Genomic DNA, 24,315 nt, shown 5'->3' with positions numbered 1-24,315 from the left:
TTCGGTTTAATACGAACTTAAATTTAATTTTCTTTAGGATTAGTTTTATTGATAACAATTGTATGATTGAGTTTCTCTTAGATATTTATCATTCATCAATTCATTATTAAGTAATAACCCAATGTCTTCATTTTAAATCGTACTTCCAGACTTCTCCATCTTGGTAGTAGAAAAATTCAGACAGGTCTTCTTCAAGGAAAATACGAAGCATGTCTTCCATATCTAATGAAAGATCTCTGTTTGGCAATTCTTTCAAGTCCTCCCACCAGACTTTCCCCTCTTCAGAGGATATTAAGTCTCCTTCAAACTTTTCTGTCTTACAAAAGAGAACTACATAACGAATGCCGTCTTCTACCCAATCTTTCATTCCACAAATCTGGGGAGAAGCAATCCTTAAGCCAGTTTCTTCCTTCACTTCACGGATTACTACTTCCGTAAATGATTCTCCCGCTTCGACATGGCCACCTGGAAAAGTTATGCCTGGCCAGTCCTCTTTTTTACGATCAATAACAAGAACTCTATCGCCGTCTCTTACCATACAAAGATTTGTAAACTCTACGGTCTCATTCATACAAATACTTCCTAACCATGTTTGTCTTTTTCTTTGAGGATAGGATAAACAATCTCTACCCTATTCTTCTTTTAGTTGCACTTGTGTACAGGCTAGTAGGTCTCCAAGATGCCTCTTATCTTTCCTAAACAGCGTCATTGCCAGTAAGGAAATTGCGAGTAGAGTAGCCAAAATCGAGAGGATAATGGATAATCCATCAAAATTACTATAGAAACCATGAATCGTGCCCATATGACCGAGTTGCCAAGGTAAAAATTTAATGGTGTTTCTTATCAAGCTAGCTTGCACTGTTTTTTTCTGGTAGACCAGTTCAAGTCCTGCTTTTACCTTCCCAAAACTCCCATTTTTTGCATAATCCAAGTATGTGAACAGGAGGGTGATTGGCAAAATAGAGGTTAAAAATACAAGCCATTGCGACTGAATTTCTGTAAACTCTGGGACGCCATTAAAAAAGATGATGTAAATAAGCATCGAACCTAAAAATAGAAAAACTAAATAAGCTAGAATGAAAAGATAATCGAATAGAAATTCCATCATTCTTTTTTTAAACGAAATAGGATTGATTGCTAATATCTTCATCACCGTCTCCCCTTTCTCATCTCCAATTATAATATAAGGTTACGAATAAAGATACTATTTATAAAAAGAAGCCCGCAATCTTTCGACTGCATGCTTCTTACTTACTAATCTTCTCTATAAATAACAAAGCCATTTGGCTGAATGATCAATCGATCATCGGAAATGCTCCCATGACTGATCAGATTTGCTTGTTCTCTTTCTAAGACAAAGTCTGTCTTCGAGTGGTTAAAATAGGCTTTTAGAAGGTGGCCTTTATGATGCCATTCTACTGCTACTACATCTGGCTCTACTTCTTCTATGCTCACTTTACCATGTTGAATCATGCCCGCCACTTCTTTTCGTAGTTGTATCAAGTCTTTCATAAAGTTTAACATGTCATTATCAGCTGACACGCGCTCCCAAGGCATGACACGCCGGCAATCCGGGTCTGGGCCGCCGATGAGGGCTAGCTCCGTCCCATAATAGATACAAGGCGTACCCCGTTGCAGATAGAGGAAGGTGAGAGCAGACTTGACAGACTGAAGATCCCCTTTGGCCGTCGTCAAGATGCGCTCTGTATCATGGGAGTCTAAGAGGTTAAACATCACCTCAGAAATCTGCTGCCTGTAATACATGGACTGGCTATTGATTTCCCAAATGAAGCGTTGCGTCTCCTTATGCCCCCGCAGGAAATAATCCTTGATACTTTCAGAGAGGGGATAGTTCATCACCGCATGGAACTCATCGCCCTTGAGCCAAGGTTGGGACGAATGCCAGATTTCCCCGAGGATATAGAGATCCGGCTTCTTGGCCAAGACCGCTTTACGGAAATCCCGCCAGAATTGATGGTCGATCTCATTGGCCACATCCAGTCGCCAAGCATCAATATCAAACTCTTCAATCCAGTAAGTCGCCACCTTCAAGAGATAGGCCTTCACCTCAGGATTAGCCGTATTGAGCTTAGGCATAAAGCCCGCAAAGGCAAAAGCATGGTAAGATAAGTTGCGACTATTCCACAGATTTTCTGAGGAGACAGGGAACTCTTTGATATGGAACCAGTCCTTGTAAATCGAATCCTCCCCGTATATGACCACATCCTGCCATTGGGGTGAATCATAGCCAATATGGTTGAAGACGGCATCCAGCATGATCTTCATCCCACGCGCATGGGCCTCTTTCACTAGCTGGCGGAAGGTCTCCTTATCTCCAAAATGTCGATCAATTTCAAAATAATCAATGGTATCGTACTTGTGATTGCTCGGCGATTCAAAAATCGGGCAAAGATAGAGCCCTGTAATCCCTAGATCCTGCAAATAGTCCAAGTGATCGATGATCCCTTGCAAATCACCACCAAAGAAATCCAATACTTGAGGAGCAATAGAGGCATCCCAAGGACGAACACCTTCTGGGGAAATGGCTGGATTCCCATTGGCAAAGCGCTCAGGAAAGATTTGGTACCAAACCGTATGAGCCACCCAATCTGGAACAGCACACCCATCAATCTCATGGATAAAGGGAAGCTTAAAACCGTTCATGACGAAGTCCAGGTTCTCCTTGTTGTAGGCTGCCACACCCCGATCTCCGTACAAGACCTTCTCTCCCGCTGTGTCCTCTAATTCAAAGAGGTACTGGATCCGGGCATGGCGGACAGATACCGACACTTGCCAATAATCAAAGAGGTCGTCTGTCGTCACCTTGTCCATTTCCTTAGTTGCCTCATAAAGATCCTCTATAAAAATAAAGGGATCCCCATAGTGCAAGACAATTCGTTTGATATCTTCTTTCTTGGTCCGGATGCGAATGTGAAGCTGGCCGTCCTTATAAAGATAGGCGTACTCCGATTCAGGCCTGTGATAAATCGCTGTTAATTCCATCTGTCTCGTCTCCTACTATACTCTCTTTTCATCATTTACCAATTTATGCAAACGATTCCATAAACTATTTCTAGTATACTACTTTATAAAAACGTTTGCAAGATTCTGAGAGATCATTTTAGATTACTCACTTTTTATAATTGTATTGCAAAACAAAAAGCCCAGCAATTGGGCTTAAAGATTTTTGTTGAAGCAATGACTTTACCTTATAAGCATCACTTTATACTGTTTCCTACTAAAATATACTACAGATCTATATTTCTGTTAATAGTTTATTGAACAGTTGTTCGAGCTTACTAGTATCTCCATAAACTGTTCCATCCATATATAAGTGATAGATATCATCATCTAAACCAATTGAAATTTCACATTCATACCCTTTCATCAAAGCTAAAGAACGGATAACTTCTCGTTGAGTACGACCATTTCCTTCTCGAAATGGGTGAAAATAATTTAGATTATCTAATATCTCAGCTAAACTTTTACAAATCTCAATTTTATTATTTGCGTTAAGTAAATAGTTTGAAAGCAAGGTATTTAAAAATTTTTCTGCCATATCAAAAGACTGAACTGGCATAAAAGCATTTCCACTTTTAGAGATATTTACTTGACGGTATTGACCTGCCCAAGTATACATTCCTTCAAAAAGAAACTTATGAATCTTTAAAATATCTGAAACAGTATTTACTTCAATTGGATTAATAAACAGTTTTAAACTTTGGCTTGCTACTAAACGATATTCTAATTCTCGTGCTTTATTATCATTTTTCTCATTAAATTTATTTATGAGAACAGATGAATGGGGATAGGTGTATAAATTATCAGGGTCTATATAATCATACCCATCATATATTTTTCTGACCATTATCCAACTCCTAATGCAACTGCCTCTTCTCTCAGTCGCTCCACGTCTTCTACCGTGGGATGCCATCCTTCAATCATATTGGTGCTCAGAGCAAACCAGACGCTCTTAAAAACCTTTTTGTTGTCAAAAATCACACCCATAATCATCATTTTTTCTTTATCTATATCTAAGGTCATATTCTACCTCCGTCCTATTATTATAGCATATTTTCAATCATTTTAGTTCTCCTATTTAGTACTTACCCTACACAAAGAGCCCAGCGATTGGGCTTTCTCATTATCATAATAACTTATACTCATTCCTTACTTGTATGCCGCTTTCCAAGACTTAGCGCTTGCTCTTCTGACATTTCAACTACTTTCGCAAAGTTGGTATTTCGTGGCATGCTATCTTTAGAATACCAATAAACATCCGCACTCCCATTTCTGGCCACATAAACAACTGGAGCTAGTTGAGGAATTGGTGCTGCAGGCTCGACAGGTTGGACTGGCTGAACTGGCTCTACTGCTTGACTCGGTTGAGGGGCTTGACTTGGTTGCGTCTCTACAGAAGGACTAGCAGGTTGAGGTTGACTACTTGGTTCTGTCGGCACTAAAGATGGCTTGGCAGTCCCCTTGAGATAGTCAATGGTCGCATTCTTAGAGTAGTTGTCCAAGGTAACGGTGGTGATCCCATAAGCATCTACTGACTCTTTGGGACTACTTAAATTGATTGGTAGAAGGTTGCCATCTCGATCAATTCCTACATATTGCAAGGTCACCTGCCGAGGAATTAATTCATCCCCCGTATAGACCGGAGTCACCTTGTAGTCCAGCCAATAATTGGGGTGGGTGGATAGCCAGCTATCGAGTCGTTTCTCGTAGTAGAGCATGCCCTCCACATTGCTATCTGCTGTCCCTTTATAATTCCCCGTATTGGTCCAGGCAGTTAGAGGAACCAGATTTTTCCCTTCATTGGTCAGACCGCTAAACTGATAGCCGATCAAATGCCCTCTATGGAACAACCAGGCCTTCTTTCCTTTATTTCCATAAGCAATCTTATAATTGTGCCAGCCAACCGGATTATAGCTGAGACGTGGTTCTCTTTTTTTCTTTGGCTCATCCTTGTCCTGCAGCTGAATATGAGCGGAGGTTGCACGACCCAAATGATCAAAATCCCCCAGTACTAGCTGCTTATTGCCATTAAAAGGCAGTAGATGAAGACTCTGGTAATCGAGTCCAGTTTGCTGAGCTTGGGCCCCTTGAACAACGACCAAGAACATAAAAACCGAGACTATCGCAACAATAACATTTTTCAAAAACCGTTTTGTAATCATGATTGAAACTCCCACATTTCTATCTAGTGATATTATAGCAGAAAAAAGCGGTTACAAACACAGAAGATAGGCAATTTCTTCTCCTATGTCAATTAGATTTTTCAATAAGTTTATTTTTACTTTAATATTTTTTAGTGTATAAAATATTGACTATTATTTTAATACATAAAATGATACACAACTATTCTAAATCAACTTATATTCATACCACTCTTCATCTACTTTCTGAAATCCCAAAGCCAAAAACATTCTTTGACTTTGAGTATTAAAAGGATAAATTTGAGCAGTAACCTTAACCATTTCTTTCTCTTTGGCCAACTGTATCATTTCAGAAACACATCGTCTTCCGATATGTAAATTCTGATACTCTTTGCTTATCACTATAGAAAGCTCTGAATTATCTTGAAGTGTCACATCTCCAACTAACACTCCCTCATATTGGATATAATAGCAAGAACCATGTGAAGATAGGTAATCATACATTTTATGAAGTTTTGTTACATCGTAAATCTGATCAGTATTATCCACTTGTTTGCAAACCTCACTATCTTGATACCAAAGAAGGGAGATCTCATCATTCCTATAATAGGGAATAAGTACTATCTGATCGTCTACTATTCTATTCATACTTACTCATTTCTTTCATCATAATGGGTTCCATTTACTTTTAGCTTAATCTTAATATAAATATCCAGTCTTATCTCTGATGGATCTACTCCCGAATCACCTTGATTTTTCTTCTATTTGCAATGAAACTACTCAAGAAACTAATAATGGTAATCAGCCCAATGACAAGAGGGAAAATAAAAGTGAAATACATTTCAAAGCTTATCTTATTTTCTTGTAGCAATCCTGTTCTCCAAAGACCGATAGCAACAAAAATAGCCAGTCCCATCACAATCAAAGTTTGAAGGAAAGTTCTTTTTAGCATTTTTTTCTTCGCCTCTCCTACTTCATCTTCTGAAACCTCATAGATATCGAGTTCCAAACGATGAATCACCTGCTCTTGTTGGTACAGAGAGTAGCAAAATACTAAAAACGTGATCACACCGACACAATCTGTAGTGAACATGAAACTGAGCAGGAATCCAAGGATAATCCCCGACATAAAGAGCATGTACATGTTGTTTCCAAAGGTACTCAATTCTTTTTCCTTGTATTCGTCAAGCTCACCTGTAATATCGTAGAAGGCTTTAACACATTTCAATTGCCAGTTTTTATTCATCATCATCGATCCTCCAAAATAAAGAATTCAAATCCGTCCCAAGCTCTTTTGCCAGATTGATACAGAGATCTAAAGAAGGGTTATACTTCCCATTCTCAATCATATTAATCGTTTGCCTGGAAACTCCAATACTTTTTGCCAAAGCCAATTGAGAAAGACCAAGATTGACTCTGTATTTTTTCACCCGGTTCACTTGGCACCTCCTAATCACAAATGTGTCAAATATATTTGATACATTTATTTTACAATATTAGTTGTTTAATGTCAACTATATTTGACATCGTTTTCTAAAAATATTTTCTCAATTTTAAAAAAAAAATTGAACTGCACCCCAAAAGTTAGATTTTTTTCTGTCTAACTTTTGGGGTGCAGTTCAGATTTCAAAATATTATTTTTAATTCTATTATTTTAATGTATGGTAAAATAACTAAAATAATGCTAAAAATCAACGTTAAAACGATAAATGCCACGCAAAGTAGCAAAAATAATGAGAATGCAACCTCTACTTGCTTGTGCTGTAATCATCGTTTATTCTATACTAAAATCAGTCATATTGCTACTTTATGACAAACTACATCATAAAATATAGAGGAGGTCATACAACATGACATTTGCTGAAAAATTAAAATCCATACGTAAACAAGTAGGGATGTCACAAGAACTTTTAGCTGAAAAAATCGGTGTATCAAGACAGGCTGTAACAAAGTGGGAAACTGGTGCTGGTATTCCAGATATCGAAAATATGATTTCCATCTCAAACCTATTTAACATCTCTATCGATGAGCTAATCTGTAATGAAAGAACTAGTCTTAAGACAAGCAAATATCTTTTTGAGAGTATCACAGAGTATGATATCGATAAGATCAAGAGCTATGATATGAAATTTGGAGGCGCAGAAAAGTTTGTATTGTCCGGATACAAGGGAGAAAAGATTCGAGTTCGTCTGGTATCCAATCTTCTTTCTACACTTCAAAATGATTTTAAAGTAAAAATTGATGATAGTAGAAAAAGAATTGACCTAGATGTAAAACGTTACAATGGTGTAACAGAGGCAACGGCTAAAGAAACGGTCAGTATCTTTGTGCAAATCCCAACTCGCTATATTAGTCACATTGAATGCGCGGTTCGTGCAGAGTCTGTAGAAATTCACTCCCTAGAATGTGACAATATCGAACTTGACCTTAAAACATCTCGTATTACCCTAGAAGATATTTCAGGTAAAGTAAAAATAAACTGTAATCTTGATATGGAAGTATTATGTCATTCATTAAACGGTGAAATTGACATTAACCAGATTTCAGCAACGTCCAGAATTCGTATTCCTGAAAACAGCCTATTCACTGCTGTTACCAAAGGGATTGGGACAAATATTTATTATGAAAAAAATGGGCAAAAAACTGAACCTTTCGATTCACCCGATGCAGATAATATAATTGAATTGAATGGTATTAAGAGTGAACTAGTTATCTATACAGCTGAAGAAAGAGGGTAACTAAATGAATGTAAATTATTTAAAAAGATACATCATCAGTTCTTATGTACTTGTTTGGGCACTCATTATTTTTGTAGCAGCTCCTGCAAGTTTAATATTTAAGGTTCCACCTGTTATCATGTGGATTGTACGAAATATTGTCGCTTGGTCTCCATCATACCTTCTTTTATTTGGATGGAAGTATTTCAGGACTGATGAGAAAAGAACAACTTTCCTTAAGAGGTGTTTCTCTGCTAAAGTGTCGTTACTCCCACTTCTATCTTCATTTGGTCTTACATTTGGGCTCAGTATTTTATCACTCTTCCTCTACTCACTTATGACCCAAAAAACAATGTTCTCCTACATCAATCTAGGAACCGTATCATTGCCACTAAGTATATTCTTATCATTTACATCAGGTCCGACTGGTGAAGAATTAGGGTGGCGTGGTTATATGAGAGAAGAATTTAATAAAAAATATCATTTTTTAAAATCCTCTATTTACCAAGGCCTAGTCTGGTGTTTCTGGCATACACTTCTGTGGGTTGTAGATTCAAAATTTACGGACTAGCGGGCCGTTCCTTATATTATTGCTAATATAGTTGTGATTACATCTATTACTATTTGTATGAATATTATTTTGGAAAAATATAATAACCTGATTTATTCTATTTTCATGCATTTTGGCTTTAATATCGTTTATGTATTTTTGGATGCTGATATCGGATTTTTTATCATTTTGACCTTGCTATACCTACTTATCACTCCGATTGCAATTCATATACGTAATAAAACTGTGGAGAGATTATAATGGGAAAAATCCACCATTAATCGTACAAAATTTTAAGCCCATTCTGAAAAAAAGCCAACAATTAACTTTTAAAATGAAATCACTTGCAAATTCCTTAGTTTAGTCATTATTTAATCTATCGCTATTTCACTCTATTACTGTTTCAGTAACAAGCTTACCCAATCAACAGTTCGAACTAAATATTTCATTTCGCAGAATCATAGAGTAGGCTCTAGGATTTTCAGTGATCTTGCGACAGTGACCATATCCTTGCCAAATATGAAATTTGGCTTGAGGATACTTTTGGGGGAGAACTTTTTTAGCAGCTATCAAGTCGAATTCTTTTGAACCATAAAAGAATACACAACTTTTTTGTTCCTCTGGCGTAAGGTTGGGCAAATCCACAAATGCACAATCATGGGAAATATGTTTGATGCTTTCTTCATCCATAGCAATGAAAGAATCTGCCATCATCACTCCTTTTTCTCCATAAAGTGAAACCATCTTTCGAACAGCTAGATCTCTGTTGAGTATAGCTTTTCTATGTTTTTTTAACAATAGGTACCTAGTAAATACATCAAGCAAAGGTGATTTTGTCCATAAACTTACCCCCTCAAAAACAACCTTACCAAACCCGATATCCTTATATTTCAATAATTTTAGTAAAACGACTCCACCCAAAGAAGCACCGAACGCTAAACGCAAGTCTTTAATATGATGATCCTTTAAATATTCATAAATCATTTGGCTTTCCTTTAGAGCCGATTCGTAAATGGTCGAAGCTGATTGCCCATGTGCAGATAAATCCGGAATGATATATCTAAACTCTTGTCCCATCTGATCTGCAATCAGCGATTTCATCCCTTGTGCAGAAGATAACATTGGATGGATTAATAATATCGTCTCCTTCTGATTAGAATTAAGATCAAGAATGTTCATTTTTTTCCACCAGATTTCCTTCCTTTACTACTCTTCTTAAGTTTCATCCAGATAAATATTGACTGCTAGGTATTCTTGCTTTTTAGCATAAGCAAATACATCTGAGGCTCTAATATAATCAAAAATATTTTCCTCGATATCTTCGTCCCAGATGGCTTCACTGAAGATTTGATTATCTTGACTAGCTTCATAGAAAATATCAAGGTGAACTTGATAAAACTCTTCATCTTCATTTGGAGCTTGCCTTACTAACGATAGTTGAAACAAGGGTTTATTAGATATAGCTGAATATGCCCCTGTCTCAAATAAAATCATCTCATCCTCAATAGGAACGCTACACAAATCTTCAAAGATTTCTACCATATCCTCTAAAGGCATCTTATCAGTGATTCTATCTTTTAAAAATTCAAGTGATTGCTTCATGCTTTTCCTCTTTCTACATAATTGCCATCAGAAACTGACTTAAAATTAAAAATGACTTATAAATCAAAGTAGTATCTCCTTATTGGAGTTGCTACTATAGATGCCATAACAACTATACCGATGACAATCCATAGCCAGATATTCCTTTGGGCCTATTCTATGACAAAAGCACTAAAATAAAGGATCACCCAAAGTATGGACAGATAGAGAGATCCCACACCTAAAAAAAGCCCTGTCATCCAAGTGTAGGGAAATGGTTCCCTGATAAGATAATTCTCTAAAATAAAATAAGAAACAATCTCTCGAATTCACTCAACTTTCTTATCTCTAATCTAGATTTTAACTCAATAGAATGACTAATATCAGCTTGGAAAAAATCTATTAAAAAGGAGAACCCCTACTCCCTTCATTATACTACATAAATAGGATAAAAGACTGAACCATATAGTTTTCACCTTGGTTTCAGTCTTATTTTTTTATAAGAGCCACGTTGTAAAATGAAGTGCAACACAAAGTTCCTCATCCTACTTATAAAAAATCTTGACCCAATCCTGCTTTGCACTTAGGATACGAGCAACATACACTGTATGCTTCTCCATATAATAAAATGCGAGATAGTTCTCTATTGGCATATAACGATAGGGTTTTCCATCATTTGTCATATCACCATACCCCCGGCTTGATACCAGAGGACAGGCTTCTGGAAACAGTTCTAGGGTCTCAAGAGCACTTAATAGCAAATCAACTTTGCCATCTGCAGCTTGCTGGCTATAAAAATTCACAAGAATATAGTCGTGAATGCCACGCAAGTCCTGCTTAGCCTGATCTGCAAGAAAGACCTGATAGCGTTTCAACTTAGTCAAGACCAAATTCCTTTCTCACATCGGCTACAGAAGTGACTTTCCCTTGAGCAATTTCCTGGTGCCCAACTAAAATCTCCTTCTTCAAATCCTCAAAGGCCACTTGATACTGCGTGTTCTGCAAATCACTTGAAACAAATTCTCTTGGATCCACAGTCCCGTTAGCAATTTTTCGAAGTGCTGCATTTAGGACATCTGACACAGAAATTTTTTCATCAGCAAGTACCTCTTTTGTTTTCTGGTAAAACATCTCATCTGCTCGAAAATTCACTGCTTTCGTGTTTGCCATTTCTACCTCTCCTTTGTACATACAATTTGTATATACATTCTACCATACGAAAGAGAAGGGATTCAAGTGAAAAATGGATTCTTCTTTCACTAAATCTAATTAAGAGATACCGTTAGTTAATCTATATTCTTTCTCTCGTGTCAACTGATACCTCTTAGAATCAACAATTTAAGTAAATTCCACATCTTAATTTAACAACTCCAAGTAATTTTAGTCAATTATATTAGATATATTTTATTAATTTCTTTATAGTAAATTCCTATTTCTCTAGCCAAAAGAACGCTTGGTTTAACATCTCTTTTGTTTGTCCAATGATACACGGTCCATGAGAAATAATAATATTCTTAGGTTCCCATTTCTTTATTTTATGATAACTCTTCAATGCTTGTTTTTTACCAAATAAAAAGGTCATTCTTAAATCTCTTGGTGTTTTACCATTTGGATAGTGATTATCACCTATTTTTAACAGTAGCTTTTCAAAAATCGATAAATTTTCTGTTTCTATGTTTTCAATAAGATCCGTTAAAATTAGAGTTGAACTTTCAGTATGGAAAAAAACAACCTCTTTCACGTAAAAACTTCCCTCAAATGTTGTAAAACAAATTTCCTCGTTCCAATTGGCTTTCTCTAGTTCATGACCATAATATAAATTCATTCCCGATTTTCTGGCACGCTTTTGAACACCACTAGCTAGCCATACTTCTGCTTCCGGAAATAGTTCGTGCCACTCATTTATATAACTATAATGTAAGACATTGGGTGCAATAAGGTGTTTTACCTCACCTAATTGCTTGATTTCAAAAAGTAAATTATCACTAGGCTTAATCGGCGAATGCACCCAAAGACCACCATTCTGCAGACGGATAACTGTCATTCTAGTTGAAAAAGGCACTTTGAAGAGTTTGAAATTCATCAGTACTTCTTCCCCATCTACAATCCAGAGGTTATCTGCTATCTTTTTTAATGAATTGAGCGGACTATATTTTTTGACTTCCATGAAACTCTGCTTTCTAAATTAATAAAGTATAATCAATCGTTATTCTCCAAAAATGGTACCACCAAATCAATCCACTCTTGAGGCAGGTAAGCTGATAGATAGCCATGGTTATACCCCTTTGCTTCATACAGGATAGTGTTGGGATGTAGCTGCTGAAATAATTTCGCCGATGCTTTCACACCATTCAATTCTTTTTCACCATAGATATACAGAACCTGGGCCTTACTAGCAGAAATCGTGTCCTTGAGCTTGTAACGCCCCATATAGGTTTTGTAAATGGTCACTAATGTTTTGATAGTCGTCCTTGGCAGATCCTCCAAATAATATGCTTTTATCTCCTCTGGATAAGCGAGTTTAGGATAGAGTTTGTTCATCATGCTTAATTGAAGTTTGCAAGAGAATTTACTGAACATCAGTTTACCAAATAAGGATACTAGAAAGATGCTGATTTTAGCTAATCTTGGTTGAGGAATACAGAGGCTTCCATCTATGATGGCCTTCTCAGCTATCTCGCTGTCTAATGTCAAAAGCTCCATGGCAATTTGACCACCAAGTGAAACGCCACCGATCGCAAACACCTTTCCACCACAGTTTGCTTTGACATAGTTTAGGATCTCCAAAGCAGAATCTTCCGTAGAAACATAATCGAGTGGATATTCTTCACCGTGGCCATTCAGCGTGGGTAGAATAACACGGTATTCTTCTGACAAGATCCGTGCTTGACGAAGATAATTCCACCAAGAACTGCCACCGCCATGTATCAGTAAGATAGGAGACAAATTCTTATCACCAAATTCATGGAATTTCATATTTAAACTCCTTACTATACCAGTTTAACTTGTATTGATTAAAATCACCCATATTAAAGATAGTCAGATGTGTTTAAATTTGGGCAAATAATCGTGTCATATTTTCCAAAAATGATATTCCAACGTTTACATTATTCAGTCTTCTTCTTGTTCAAGTACCAACTAGGAATGATTTGATTCATATCATCATACCATTCTAAAATTTCCTTAGCTTGTTGTTGCATTACTGATATTTCTTCAGCTCCGTAAGGTACAGCCCATGACAGAGCACCAACTATGTTATTTAGAATATAGATAGCGAGAAGCTTCCAAAATAAATCCGGAACCTTATGATCAAAATATCCATCTATCATACCAGACGCAAAAGAGGGAGAGACTTGAGCAGACCATACAATACGATTGAATTCCTCCCAAGGATCTCCAAGATCAAATCGATCAAAGTCAATGACATAAATTTTACGATCTTCACCAATCATGAAATTTCCTATATGATAATCTCCATGTTGGAAAACCTGAGGTCTGTCTTTTAACAATTCTCGATTTGCATTTAAAAAATCAATAAAAATCTGACCATTTTCGTATTGAACGGGGCATTCTTTATATTTTTTGATTTTGTCATCAATTTTACGATTAAAAAAGACTTCCCAATCTTCACGAACTTCTGTAACAGGAAGTGAATGAATTTTTCGAAGGATTCTTCCTACTTCTACTCCGTAAGTGTATTGTTGTTCTTTCGAAACAGTTAAAATGGTTTCTCTTGCATCATTCCCGTCTATCCATTCGTGTAAAGAATGTACTTCGTCATCGCAGAGTTCAATGCTAATCGGTTTACACATCGGAACTCCAAGAGAAGCCACCTTCTCCATCATATCAAATTCAAATTTTTTAGAACCTAACTTATCCTTATCAGAAACACGCAAGAAATATTTTTGCTGATTTTGATCTGTCACACAATATTTTTTATCATCTGACCAGCCTTTATTTATGCCTATCTTACTAATAAAATTCATCAAGCACTCTCCGATTCACTTTCCAACACTTCTTGCAGTTTTCACTAGTAACCCATCCAGTTCGTCTACACTTTAGTCACCTAGATCAAGATTTAGATAATGGAATCTAGTCAATTTTCTCAATAATGTTTCCAAGTTTATCTAATACAAGACAGGAATGATCATTTAGTGGAATTATGGGAACATTAACGAGTTCTTCAGCTCTATCCTTATTAGCTTTATCATTCCAGGAATCATAATGGACACTAATTAAAAACTGACTAAAGAGTCCTAATCCATTTTTTATCTTTATCTGATGATCTGCATTATCATTAGGTGAAACATAGACTTTTTCTCCTAATAATAGGGCTCCTGCAGAATATCCCATAACTTTCGCCCCTTTATTCAGCATACGATCGATATAATTTTTGAACTGCTGATTGACGTAAGTAGCTAAATACTTTTCCGTATTTCCACCACCGATGATGATGACATCAGCATCTAGATAGCTATCAAAATCAATCTGCTCAGTGTCCAAGAGTAAGTAATTAGTGGTTAGGTTAGGAAAATGGCTTTGGAAAACTTCCGTGTACTTTTTCATATACGGTTCCCAATTTTCTCGATAAACTGTAAAAATGACAATTCTTTCGATCTTCCTTGATGACACAATTTTATTAACAATCGTATGGTTCTTTATCGGCGGATTTCCACCCATCAAAAAAATTTGTTCGTCCAATCTTTCACACTTTCTATAGATACATAAATTTTGACCACGTTCTGAAATTATAATCTCTTCTTAAAATGAATAATTCTATTTGCCTCCTGAAATCCAATATTGAGATGAAATTTTATAGAATCCGTATTCGTTAAAGTACAGTCACTTGCAAATTCCTTACATCCTTTATTTTTCGCCCATTCCTCACATTTTGTACAGAGGTTTTTAGCAATATCCTTTAAACGATATTCCTCGTCGACAATAATCCCTTCTAAGAATCCCACAGGACTATATTTACAACCTTCAACATAATCAAATCTGAGTGAACATAGTGCTAGACCTACAATTGTGTCACCTTCAACTTTAGTAAAGATTGCAGTATTTTTGCCATTCGTATATCTTTTTACTTCATCAATAGCTTCTTTATCGGTTAATTGGGGCCATAATTGTTTCATTAGTTTAGCCGTTTTTATAGAATCTTTTGTTATTCCATCCATACTGATGTTCCTCCGCAAATTACAAGCAAATGTTACGAATCATGCTGTTACTTTGTTACTCATTGATTGATACCAATACCATCCCCTTCTACTTTTCGCTGTCTCAGATCGGAAGAGCAGATCCACGCACTCAGCGGTTCGGACTTACCGTATCATTTCGTCGGTTTCCTTCCTCATTCTGCGAGTCATATACCCCAGGGCACCTTCTCGACCTTCGGTCTCACCTTGTCGCATGGGCAGATCATCTACTTCTACTCCGCCGATACCTCAGCTGGTACAAGCAGAGCTACACACTCGACGTGTGCCGATAGCAATCTCCTGTACTATAGAACGAAAGGGGATTGATAGAGTTTTAAATAATACTGTTGTACGAAAAACATACTAAAGACCCAAACTTTTTTTTACTTTATCTTCAAGATCGACTTTAGACACTTTTTTAGCCAAAATATTACCAAGCATCATTTCCTTACCTATCTTCACAATTTCATTGTGATTATCAAAACTTTCAATAAAAATGTTAGAATTATAATTTGTGAAAGTATTTTTGATTATATCTGATAGTTGACTAATAATGGGCTGAAGCAAAAAAAGTGTATTATTTCTCATCACCAGTATACTATAGCCATCCATATTTACAATCGTGAACTCGACTCCAGTAAAATATTTTTGTATATTTTGAGCGCTTGCAGCAATCGAATTAGAAATTAAGATATAGCTAGTGTTTGGTAAAGCAGCTAATAGGTCTTTCCAATTAGGATATTTAAAAATATAAAAATCATGGAATTGTAATATTGCATTATTGCGATAGGCCAATTGTAAAACTAGTAAAAAACCACTATTCAACTCGTCATCAACGTACATACAATAATAATTTTCTCCGTTCGATAAAACGACGTTTACCGTTAACAAACAGCCTGAAGGAATTACATTAATATACTTTATATTATCTAAACTAAATAACTCTTCTGGATTAGCAATGTACTTTATCTCTGGAGTATCATAGTTCTCTCCACTAATTTCTAAAAATGGGAAAGAATGTGCTAAATCGGGTAAACCGAAGGTATTTGAGTTATCCTCTTTTAAATAAAAACTACTTAATCTGTTACGCACCATGAAATTTGAAGGATAATTTTGCTCTACAATTTTAATATAATCATCAATTCCATTGGTTTCCAGAGTGCTACACTCAATCACACTCTGATCATACTCAAACTCTCCATTAACCCATGATATCGTTTGTATTAATTTACTAAATCTCCTATTGGGATTGAAGTCAAGTCGACGCTCTATGCCACAACTACATTTATTGTAAGAATTGCATCTAGAACAACGCCCTTCTGACATTACAGTTTGTAACTGAGAAAGAGTTGTTATAGATTCTAGACCAAATTTAGTAACATCAATATTAAACGCATCTCTACCAATTAATAGTAGACAATTAATCAATGATTGTATTTTTTCCGTTGTATAATTGATAATCCGAAAATAACCAAGATGCTTGTTCTTATATGAAAGATTCTTAAAATAATTGAAATATACTTTATTATATTCTCTCATGTATATTGCTTCATTTTTAAATGCTTCCACTCCAGATTTCTCAAGGAGTCTCAACATTTCTATATATGTAGCAAGCTGCTCTTGCATTCTTTTATAATATTTACTAACCCCTTGTAAAATTTCATCTCTAGTAGAATCTGTAAGGGATATTTTTTCAAACATTATCAATAGTAGACCCAAAGAAGATGTATGGAAAATTCGATGGTGAACAGTCTCATGTTGAATTATCGGTAATAATTCATGTAAACTCTTATCATGTAGTCCACCATTAATAAAAAATGATTCACCGTTATTGTAATAACCTGACTCAGTTGTATCAAACATATAATTAATCCTTTAAAGTAGTTAGAATGAACGGAACTAGACTGGCTTTGTGATTATATTATTGAACGACTTTATTACTCTAAGAAATGTAAAAGTCTACCGACAAGTCTTCATCAGATTCATGTGGTTTCCAAACTACATTAAAGCCATATCTCTCGCTCCAATCTGGATGCCAGTCGTTATAATATGGGACACGACTGTATTTGCCAAGTGTCACCTCATCCTCAAACTCTGGTGATTCATTACAGGTAATTCCAAACTGGATACCACCAAGTTCCCAGGAATTTCCCCAAACATATTCATCAGAAATAACATCGACCCATCTCGCAGCGTCTATCTCAAAGTCGGTACATAACTTTAACGATTGGAAAGTACTATAGTGCATATTGTAAGGTTTGATATGTATAGCGCAGTCAACGTGATACTTTTCATAATTGGTATTCAATAGGACAACCTTCATTGGAATGGGAACGCCATTCAGTTCCAACCACCAGTATCCAAGTTTATTGTGCAAAATATCGAAATAGTCATCTGCTACTGATTTAGAAAAATCATCTATTTGCAAACATCGACCTGTTCTTAATAATTCCGCTGCAATCTCTTTTGCTTTCTCTTTATCAAAATCAGAATAACGCTTAATCACACGCTTTAACTTGTCAATTGGATATGAGATATCTTTTTGCGAAGCCTGAAATATCTTCACAACATGAGCAATCTTTTCGACGTTGTTGATTCCAACAGGTACAACCACAAAATGGTCTTCCCTGATTGATTCATCCTCACAAATATAGGTGTACTCCTCGCCAAACTCTGAGAAAGTGACTGATGCAACTCTATAAACTACAACTGATGAATTTGAATCAGTTTCTTGATCAGTTAGCTCCTTCTCTTTACGATCTAAATCTATCCACTTATAAAAAGTATAACGATTTGGATTCTCATCCTCACCGAATACCATCAAGCTATGACAATTTGGACATTGCCAAGCATAGTACGAAGCATCAGAAATATCATAATAATCAATCTTATTATTTTCATCTGCGGTATCCATTATCTCTTCCCATAACTCATCCGAGAATACCGAGAAAGCATTCGGGTCTGGGGCAGCATGGTCATTCATTGGATATCCGCATTGACAAGTCCACTTACCCATAATAAAACTCCTACAGCTAGTAACAAATCATACCGTTTATCGTTTTAGCCTATTATACCACGAAACAACACAAAAAACTGCAACCTTTCGATTGCAGTTTCCTACAAGTCAACTTCTCTTCCTTCAAGGAAAGTTACAGGAATCTGCCCACTTCCTGAGATTGTGATGTTGTCGAGAAATTGGCACATGATATTCCTGTCAAAATAACTACTCAACTTGACCAAAATCCTATCCAGTTTACCATCTCTACAATCCTATATCAGTCGGTAAAAGGCATCACCACACTATGCAGTTCTCTGTTACCGTATCGTTTCGTCTGTTTCCCTCCTCATTCTATGAGACCTATACCCCATGATACCTTCTCGACCTTCGGTTTCACCTTGTCGCATGGGCGGATCATCTTTCTTTTCTAGGAAATCAAGGAAATAAGGCGACTTGGCTGAGATATGGTTAATCATGAAATCAAACATGAGATAGTAGTCTTGACTGAGTGCCTCAATATCGCTCCAATCTCCAAAACCCTCATCAACCTTGGTATAGTCCACGGGTGCAAACCCGCGGTCGCCTGACGATGGAAAGAAGGGAAGAATGTGGACACCACCGACCACATCTTTCAAAGGGCCTTCTAAGACCTGCTTCAAGTCTTTCAGATTTTTTCCAAGACTGTCTGAATAGGTAATTAACATTGCTTAATTTTTACTTTCATAACTTGCTCTATTTACCTTCCTCAAAGCGTTTATAGACTGCTATAAATTCCTCAGCAATCGTTCGAAAACCTTCTGCACTCAATAACTGATCCTCAGCGTGCATCAGAATTAGACCTGTTTGGTTTAATTCCCCATTCATTTCTTTTGTCAAAAGTGAGTGGTGAGCATTGTGTCCCTGTACAAATGCTTCTTCGCCTTGTTTAATTCTATCTTTAGCCTGCTCAAATTCACCCTGCTTAGCCAATTGAATAGCATCGATGTACATAGATTTTGCTGTTCCTACATAGGTGATAATTTGAAAACACACTTCGAGTACTTTTTCGTCCATTTTAATGCCTCTCTTACCAATCTTCGTCTTCTAAATCGCTTGTTTCTTGTATTTCAGCTTGTAAAGCTTGTTTATCCATCTGTTTAATAAACGGATAATAAACAAAGAAAGACATAACCAAAATAAGTGTTTGCAACAAGGCTGTTTTCCAACCACCGATGATAAATCCTGAAATAATTGGAGGACAAGTCCACGGAACTTGAACGGCACCATACATAGGTGTCAGTCCAAAATAAATCGCTGAATACTGGATGATACAAGATAAAATAGGCGTTAATATAAAGGGAATTGCTAAAACTGGATTCATTACAATCGGCAAACCAAAGAGCACCGGCTCATTGATATTAAAGATGGCTGGAACCATTTCAAGACGTCCAAGAATTTTTAGTTGTTTTGATTTTGCAAATGCAACCATGTAAACTACCAAACCAATCGTAATCCCGGCACCTGTAACATTGATAAATTGATCAAAAAATTGAATCGTCACAATATGACCACCATTGGCTAGATTTAATTCAAGGCCCTTATCTAAAATGGCTTGGTTTTCCAAAGCATTCGCCTGTAGCAAGCCACTCATGATGCCACCAACTACAGTTGAGCCGTGCACCCCAAACATCCATAAGAATGGTACAAGGAAACACATAAGCACCGCACCAAACAATGAGTCAGTCAAGCCTTGCATTGGTGTTTGAATAAGATTATAAATCACTTCAATCGTTGTGACCTTAAACAATTGTTCAACAAGTCCGACAAAGATCGTTGCCGCTGTGATGATAACAGTAGCAGGAATCAAGGCTGAAAATGCGTTGGCTACACCAGTTGGTACGCCATCTGGCATTTTGATTTTGATATTTTTCTTCAAAAACCAAGAATAGCTTGCTCCTACAATCAAACCAACGATAATGGCACCAATCATCCCTTTCCCGGAAGTCCAATCCTTCAGAATAATGTTACCAACTACATCCCCATTTTTAGAAATCAAACTGGAGGGCTGGATTAGCAAGAAAACTGCTAAGGCAATGACACCTGCCCCAAGCGGCTCCTGTTTTTCTAGCTTAGCATAGGTATACGCAATCCCAATGACTGTTACAATCGCACTGATATTAAAGGTCGCACCAATTGCTTGATTGAGAACAGGGGTAATACCACTAGTTTCTAACATCGTTGCTAGAGCTGGAACTGGAAAATTGGCCAAGATAAGAAAGATGGAGCCAACAATCAACAATGGCATAGAGAAAACAATACCATCTTTTATCGCTGTTACACCTTTGGTATTGACAAAGGCCATCATCCGATCAACAAACTTTTTAATTAGTTTATCCTTCATCATCTTCTCCTTATTTTTTCATCATGTAAGCTTGTTTAAGAACTGCCATACCGTTTACAGTGCCATAATCAGCCATTGCAATCACTTCTACAGGAACATTGTGAGAAGCACAAATTTCTTTTGCTTTTTCAAGTTGGAAACCAACCTGTGGGCCTAATAGAGCCACATCAATATCTCCAACTCTTTGTTCCAATTCACTGATGGAATAAGCTGCAATTGTTGCATCTTTCCCTTTTTTCTGAGCCGCTTCTTTCATACGCTCAACCAAAATACTTGTTGACATACCTGCTGCACAAAACAATCCAATATTCATTTTAATTACTCCTTATAATTCGTTTCCATTTGATGTAATCACTTTTTGATACCATGTAAAGGAATCTTTCTTCATTCGTTGCAAAGTTCCTTCGCCATTATTATTCTTATCGACATAGATAAAGCCATAACGCTTCTCCATTTCACCTGTACCAGCACTAACAATATCGATACAGCCCCAAGGGGTATAACCAATGACATTTACGCCATCTTCTTCAATCGCTAACATCATTTGTTCAATGTGTTGTTTGAGGTAATCAATGCGGTAAGAATCATGGATTCCATCAGGCTCTACCTTATCATAAGCACCGAATCCATTTTCAACTATAAAAAGCGGACAGTGATAGCGATCGTATAAAAGATTTAAGCTATAGCGTAATCCCTCAGGGTCAATCTGCCAACCCCAATCGCTTGATTCAATATAGGGATTTTTCTTAGTATAAACATCTTTGAAAAGCTCTTCTGTTTCCTCAGATGCTGTAGCAGTCACTGTATCACTCATATAGTAACTCAAGCCAATATAATCTACACAACCTTCTTTTAGAGTTTCTAGATCTTCTGGTAAAATATCCAGTTTGATATTATTTTTTCGACAAAAGGCCTCGATATAGTAAGGACGCTCTCCAAAAACATGAAGATCTCCATAGTGAAATAAACGATGCTCCATTGCCTTCTGGCTAGCAAGTATATCTTTTGTATCACATGTATTCGGGTAAAATGGTACCATTGCCAGCATACAACCAATTTTGAAATTTTTATTGATTTTCCGACCCAATTGAACAACTTTTGCAGAAGCCACTGACTGATAATGGATAACCTGCTGTAGTACCTCAACTGGATTTTCATCTTCTTGATAAATGACACCAGAATTAGTCCATGAGCACCAAGGAACATTAATTGCACCTTGATTATTGATCTCGTTAAAGGTCATCCAATACTTAACTTTGTTCTTATATCGTTCCATGACGACTTCCGCAAAACGAACAAAGAAATCAATCAACTTGCGATTACGCCAAGCACCATACTTAGTAACTAGATGATAGGGCATTTCAAAGTGACTGAGTGTGATGACCGGTTCAATTTGATGAGCTAGCAGCTGATCAAATAAATCATCATAAAATTTCAACCCTTCTTCGTTAGGTTCTTCTTCATCTCCATTTGGGAAGATACGAGTCCAGGCAATCGAAGTTCGAAAACACTTAAATCCCATCTCAGCGAATAATTGTATATCGTCCTTATAGGTTCTGTAAAAATCTATTGCATCATGATTCGGATAATATTCGTCAGGTAAGACGCCATCAGTAATCTGTCGAGAGTGGCTAGCACTTCCAACCGTCATCACATCGGCTATCGAAATGCCTTTTCCACCTTTATCATACCCTCCTTCAATTTGGTGAGCAGCAACTGCCCCACCCCATAAAAAGCCTTCTGGTATTTTTGCCATTTTACCTATCCTTTCTGTATTTTGTACTAGCGCTATGAACAAGTCTATTTTATAACATACTGTACCTGCTGACAATAGATATTGAGATAGAAAATATATGTACAGTCGAACAATATTTGTTACATAAAAAAAACAAGAGTTTTCACTCCTATTTTTTTAAATAAACTTGGTAACGTAAGGATTCTAAAAAATAGACAACTGGAATCTGAGTGGTCAAATTAGTGGAACGTAGCGAGGAATCTGCGTAGGCAACTGGCATAAAGTAGGATAAATTTATATCCGATAGCTGTGATAAAGTGGAAATATCTGTATTTGTCAGACTAACAATCTTAGCATTTCTTTCTTTGAATCCCTGTACCAGAGTTAGAACTTCTTCTGTCTCACCGCTGACACTTAGAGCAATAACCAAAACATCCTCCAAATTAGAATGATGCAATTTCAGAGAATAAAATGGGTTAGTAATAGCAAAGCTAAGAATACCGATTCCAGAAAAAAGATATGAGCCATATTCTGCCAAACTTAGACTAGTACCCACCCCTAAAAAGATAACTTGTTTGGCTTGAACGATCAAGTCTGCTATCTCTGATAGTTGTTTTTTTAAAGCTTCATCTTGGACACTAGTCTGTAAAAATTGTATTGCTGGAATATCAATAGGAAAGTAGTGACGATGTTTATTTTCCTTATCTTCCGACCTTGACAAGGCATATTTTAAATCATTGTAGCTATCAAATCCCATCTTTTTCGCAAAACGAATGATGGTTGTTGTCGATAGATTTATAGATGTCGATAGCTCTCTGATAGTCATCGTAGCAACTTTATCTCTATGTTGCAATATAAAATTATACACGCTTAATTCACTATTATTTAGCCCTTTTGCTTTATGATAATCAAATAAATTCATAGACACCCTTATGCTTTTGTAGTATATAGTTGTTTCATTAACATTTCAATAATGAGAATAACAGGTACCTGCGTCGTAATATTAAACCCATTTAAAAATAATTGAGGAACATGATAGGTTATGGAGCAATCAGATAGCCTTGACAATGTTGATTCCAATGTATTTGTGATGGCAATAACTGGACAACCTTTTTCCTTTAATTTTTGTACAATTTCCAATGTTTGAGAAGTCTCACCAGATTCGGATAAGGCAATGACACAAGTTTTTTCCATACTGTTTTGTAGCACTGGTTGCCAAGGATCTTCAATACACATACTAAATTTGCCAATATTTGAAAAATAGCGCGCTCCATATCGACCTAAAGTTCCAGAGGAACCAATTCCGACAAAAACAATCTGTTCAACGTTCTTTAAGATTGCCACAGCCTCCATAATCAGCTGCAAAAAAGTATCTTGCTCAGTATAATCAATGAATAGCTTCAAAGAATTATTGTCTTGATTGTTTAAAATAATTTGCTCATTTTTTAAATATTCTTTATAAGCAATCTTAAAATGGCTATATCCATCAAATCCTAGATGCTTGCAAAATCGTTGTACGGTTCCAACTGATACATGTGCAAGTTGGGCCAATTCCTTGATTGTCATAGAGGATATATTTTCATTTTCTAAAATAGTTGTATAAATAGCATTTTCTAAGTCGTTAAAACTTGCTACAACCTCATAACTAAACATATAATCCCTTTTTCTATCTCTATTGATTTGCTTACAATGTAACAAAAAACTAATAACCAAAGTGTTCTACACTAAAATAATGGAGAGCATAATGGCTATAAAACCAAGTCAGCATTAAAATCTATTAGAAAACCAGACGAATCAGATTTGTCTAACGAGACATGGTTAAGAGAAAATACTTTAAAACAGTATTGCCTTATGTTCTAGATTATATCATATTTTTGAGCATACTTTGAGTATTGTTAGTTTATTGACTTAAAAGAAACATAACAAGAGCTTATCTCTATTAAATTGTCTCAATTTCAATCGTCCATTCTGGAGATATGTAAGGTGGGGACGTTTCT

General features: G+C 36.4%; 27 protein-coding genes and 2 pseudogenes. 2 read left to right on the top strand and 27 right to left on the bottom strand.

Annotated features, from left to right (window positions below; all coding sequences use genetic code 11):
• Positions 1-127: 127 nt before the first annotated feature.
• The 9 genes from L0M85_RS04830 to L0M85_RS04790 form a co-directional block, all read right to left on the bottom strand.
• Entirely contained in the window at positions 128-571 is a 444-nt protein-coding gene (locus tag L0M85_RS04830) for an 8-oxo-dGTP diphosphatase (protein WP_061564059.1), read from the bottom strand.
• Positions 572-631: 60 nt separating this feature from the next.
• Positions 632-1,150, bottom strand: coding sequence for an RDD family protein (locus L0M85_RS04825; RefSeq protein ID WP_061564060.1), 519 nt, complete (start codon positions 1,148-1,150; stop codon positions 632-634).
• A gap of 104 nt (positions 1,151-1,254) precedes the next feature.
• On the bottom strand, positions 1,255-3,003 hold the full coding sequence (locus tag L0M85_RS04820; protein WP_238656586.1) for a glycoside hydrolase family 13 protein: 1,749 nt from the start codon (positions 3,001-3,003) through the stop codon (positions 1,255-1,257).
• Positions 3,004-3,256: 253 nt separating this feature from the next.
• Entirely contained in the window at positions 3,257-3,868 is a 612-nt protein-coding gene (locus L0M85_RS04815) for a Fic family protein (RefSeq protein WP_023023568.1), read from the bottom strand.
• Complete coding sequence (locus L0M85_RS04810; RefSeq protein WP_141760623.1) at positions 3,868-4,044, bottom strand: hypothetical protein; 177 nt, start codon at positions 4,042-4,044, stop codon at positions 3,868-3,870. Before L0M85_RS04810 ends, L0M85_RS04815 begins: the two co-directional genes overlap by 1 nt.
• A gap of 119 nt (positions 4,045-4,163) precedes the next feature.
• Positions 4,164-5,183 carry a DNA/RNA non-specific endonuclease gene (locus L0M85_RS04805; protein ID WP_238656585.1) on the bottom strand — a complete coding sequence of 340 codons (1,020 nt, stop codon included), beginning with the start codon at positions 5,181-5,183 and terminating at the stop codon, positions 4,164-4,166.
• 186 nt (positions 5,184-5,369) lie between these two features.
• Entirely contained in the window at positions 5,370-5,810 is a 441-nt protein-coding gene (locus L0M85_RS04800; protein WP_013903449.1) for a GNAT family N-acetyltransferase, read from the bottom strand.
• A gap of 85 nt (positions 5,811-5,895) precedes the next feature.
• The gene (locus L0M85_RS04795; RefSeq protein WP_049487679.1) at positions 5,896-6,414 is read right to left on the bottom strand and encodes a DUF3278 domain-containing protein; all 519 of its coding nucleotides are present in this window, start codon (positions 6,412-6,414) and stop codon (positions 5,896-5,898) included.
• Positions 6,401-6,601, bottom strand: a complete 201-nt coding sequence (locus L0M85_RS04790; RefSeq protein WP_195487135.1) for a helix-turn-helix transcriptional regulator — start codon at positions 6,599-6,601, stop codon at positions 6,401-6,403. The genes L0M85_RS04795 and L0M85_RS04790 overlap by 14 nt, the downstream gene beginning before the upstream one ends.
• A gap of 411 nt (positions 6,602-7,012) precedes the next feature.
• Between L0M85_RS04790 and L0M85_RS04785 the strand changes: the two genes are divergently transcribed.
• Both L0M85_RS04785 and L0M85_RS04780 read left to right on the top strand, forming a co-directional pair.
• On the top strand, positions 7,013-7,900 hold the full coding sequence (locus tag L0M85_RS04785; RefSeq protein ID WP_238656584.1) for a helix-turn-helix transcriptional regulator: 888 nt from the start codon (positions 7,013-7,015) through the stop codon (positions 7,898-7,900).
• A gap of 4 nt (positions 7,901-7,904) precedes the next feature.
• A pseudogene (locus tag L0M85_RS04780) lies at positions 7,905-8,690 on the top strand (type II CAAX endopeptidase family protein).
• Between the two features lie 162 nt (positions 8,691-8,852).
• Here the strand turns inward: L0M85_RS04780 and L0M85_RS04775 are convergent.
• The 18 genes and pseudogenes from L0M85_RS04775 to L0M85_RS04690 form a co-directional block, all read right to left on the bottom strand.
• Positions 8,853-9,608, bottom strand: coding sequence for an alpha/beta hydrolase (locus L0M85_RS04775; RefSeq protein ID WP_238656582.1), 756 nt, complete (start codon positions 9,606-9,608; stop codon positions 8,853-8,855).
• 36 nt (positions 9,609-9,644) lie between these two features.
• The gene (locus L0M85_RS04770; RefSeq protein WP_238656581.1) at positions 9,645-10,031 is read right to left on the bottom strand and encodes a hypothetical protein; all 387 of its coding nucleotides are present in this window, start codon (positions 10,029-10,031) and stop codon (positions 9,645-9,647) included.
• A gap of 524 nt (positions 10,032-10,555) precedes the next feature.
• Complete coding sequence (locus tag L0M85_RS04765) at positions 10,556-10,894, bottom strand: type II toxin-antitoxin system RelE/ParE family toxin (protein ID WP_238656580.1); 339 nt, start codon at positions 10,892-10,894, stop codon at positions 10,556-10,558.
• On the bottom strand, positions 10,887-11,180 hold the full coding sequence (locus L0M85_RS04760) for a hypothetical protein (protein WP_049474732.1): 294 nt from the start codon (positions 11,178-11,180) through the stop codon (positions 10,887-10,889). Before L0M85_RS04760 ends, L0M85_RS04765 begins: the two co-directional genes overlap by 8 nt.
• A 259-nt stretch (positions 11,181-11,439) precedes the next feature.
• Positions 11,440-12,177 carry a DUF4336 domain-containing protein gene (locus tag L0M85_RS04755; protein WP_003003604.1) on the bottom strand — a complete coding sequence of 246 codons (738 nt, stop codon included), beginning with the start codon at positions 12,175-12,177 and terminating at the stop codon, positions 11,440-11,442.
• A 32-nt stretch (positions 12,178-12,209) separates the two neighbouring features.
• Positions 12,210-12,986 (bottom strand): alpha/beta hydrolase, encoded by a 777-nt coding sequence (locus tag L0M85_RS04750; RefSeq protein ID WP_238656579.1) that lies wholly within the window; start codon positions 12,984-12,986, stop codon positions 12,210-12,212.
• A 131-nt stretch (positions 12,987-13,117) separates the two neighbouring features.
• Positions 13,118-13,996: a phosphotransferase gene (locus L0M85_RS04745; RefSeq protein WP_238656578.1), complete on the bottom strand. Its 879-nt coding sequence runs from the start codon at positions 13,994-13,996 to the stop codon at positions 13,118-13,120.
• A gap of 106 nt (positions 13,997-14,102) precedes the next feature.
• Positions 14,103-14,711 carry a Type 1 glutamine amidotransferase-like domain-containing protein gene (locus tag L0M85_RS04740; RefSeq protein WP_238656577.1) on the bottom strand — a complete coding sequence of 203 codons (609 nt, stop codon included), beginning with the start codon at positions 14,709-14,711 and terminating at the stop codon, positions 14,103-14,105.
• 47 nt (positions 14,712-14,758) lie between these two features.
• Positions 14,759-15,187 carry an aminoglycoside 6'-N-acetyltransferase gene (aac(6'), locus tag L0M85_RS04735; RefSeq protein ID WP_003014465.1) on the bottom strand — a complete coding sequence of 143 codons (429 nt, stop codon included), beginning with the start codon at positions 15,185-15,187 and terminating at the stop codon, positions 14,759-14,761.
• Positions 15,188-15,568: 381 nt separating this feature from the next.
• Positions 15,569-17,068, bottom strand: a complete 1,500-nt coding sequence (locus L0M85_RS04730; protein ID WP_238656576.1) for a hypothetical protein — start codon at positions 17,066-17,068, stop codon at positions 15,569-15,571.
• A 79-nt stretch (positions 17,069-17,147) separates the two neighbouring features.
• A complete protein-coding gene (locus L0M85_RS04725; RefSeq protein ID WP_003003234.1) occupies positions 17,148-18,221 on the bottom strand; it encodes a hypothetical protein in 1,074 nt (357 codons plus the stop codon).
• Positions 18,222-18,619: 398 nt separating this feature from the next.
• Positions 18,620-18,907, bottom strand: a pseudogene (locus tag L0M85_RS04720) (alpha-amylase family glycosyl hydrolase); the annotation flags it as partial.
• Positions 18,908-18,935: 28 nt separating this feature from the next.
• Entirely contained in the window at positions 18,936-19,256 is a 321-nt protein-coding gene (locus L0M85_RS04715; RefSeq protein ID WP_003003528.1) for a PTS lactose/cellobiose transporter subunit IIA, read from the bottom strand.
• 13 nt (positions 19,257-19,269) lie between these two features.
• Positions 19,270-20,583: a PTS sugar transporter subunit IIC gene (locus L0M85_RS04710; RefSeq protein WP_003003586.1), complete on the bottom strand. Its 1,314-nt coding sequence runs from the start codon at positions 20,581-20,583 to the stop codon at positions 19,270-19,272.
• Between the two features lie 10 nt (positions 20,584-20,593).
• Positions 20,594-20,896 carry a PTS sugar transporter subunit IIB gene (locus L0M85_RS04705; protein ID WP_003003699.1) on the bottom strand — a complete coding sequence of 101 codons (303 nt, stop codon included), beginning with the start codon at positions 20,894-20,896 and terminating at the stop codon, positions 20,594-20,596.
• 12 nt (positions 20,897-20,908) lie between these two features.
• Complete coding sequence (locus L0M85_RS04700) at positions 20,909-22,339, bottom strand: 6-phospho-beta-glucosidase (protein ID WP_238656575.1); 1,431 nt, start codon at positions 22,337-22,339, stop codon at positions 20,909-20,911.
• Positions 22,340-22,487: 148 nt separating this feature from the next.
• Positions 22,488-23,240, bottom strand: a complete 753-nt coding sequence (locus L0M85_RS04695; protein WP_003014478.1) for a MurR/RpiR family transcriptional regulator — start codon at positions 23,238-23,240, stop codon at positions 22,488-22,490.
• Positions 23,241-23,248: 8 nt separating this feature from the next.
• The gene (locus tag L0M85_RS04690) at positions 23,249-23,971 is read right to left on the bottom strand and encodes a MurR/RpiR family transcriptional regulator (protein ID WP_238656573.1); all 723 of its coding nucleotides are present in this window, start codon (positions 23,969-23,971) and stop codon (positions 23,249-23,251) included.
• Between the last annotated feature and the right edge of the window lie 344 nt (positions 23,972-24,315).

The sequence above is a fragment of the Streptococcus sp. DFI.7.26 genome, from assembly GCF_022240605.1.
Taxonomy (GTDB): Bacteria; Bacillota; Bacilli; order Lactobacillales; family Streptococcaceae; genus Streptococcus; species Streptococcus xiaochunlingii.
This window is presented reverse-complemented; position numbering and strand designations above follow the sequence as displayed.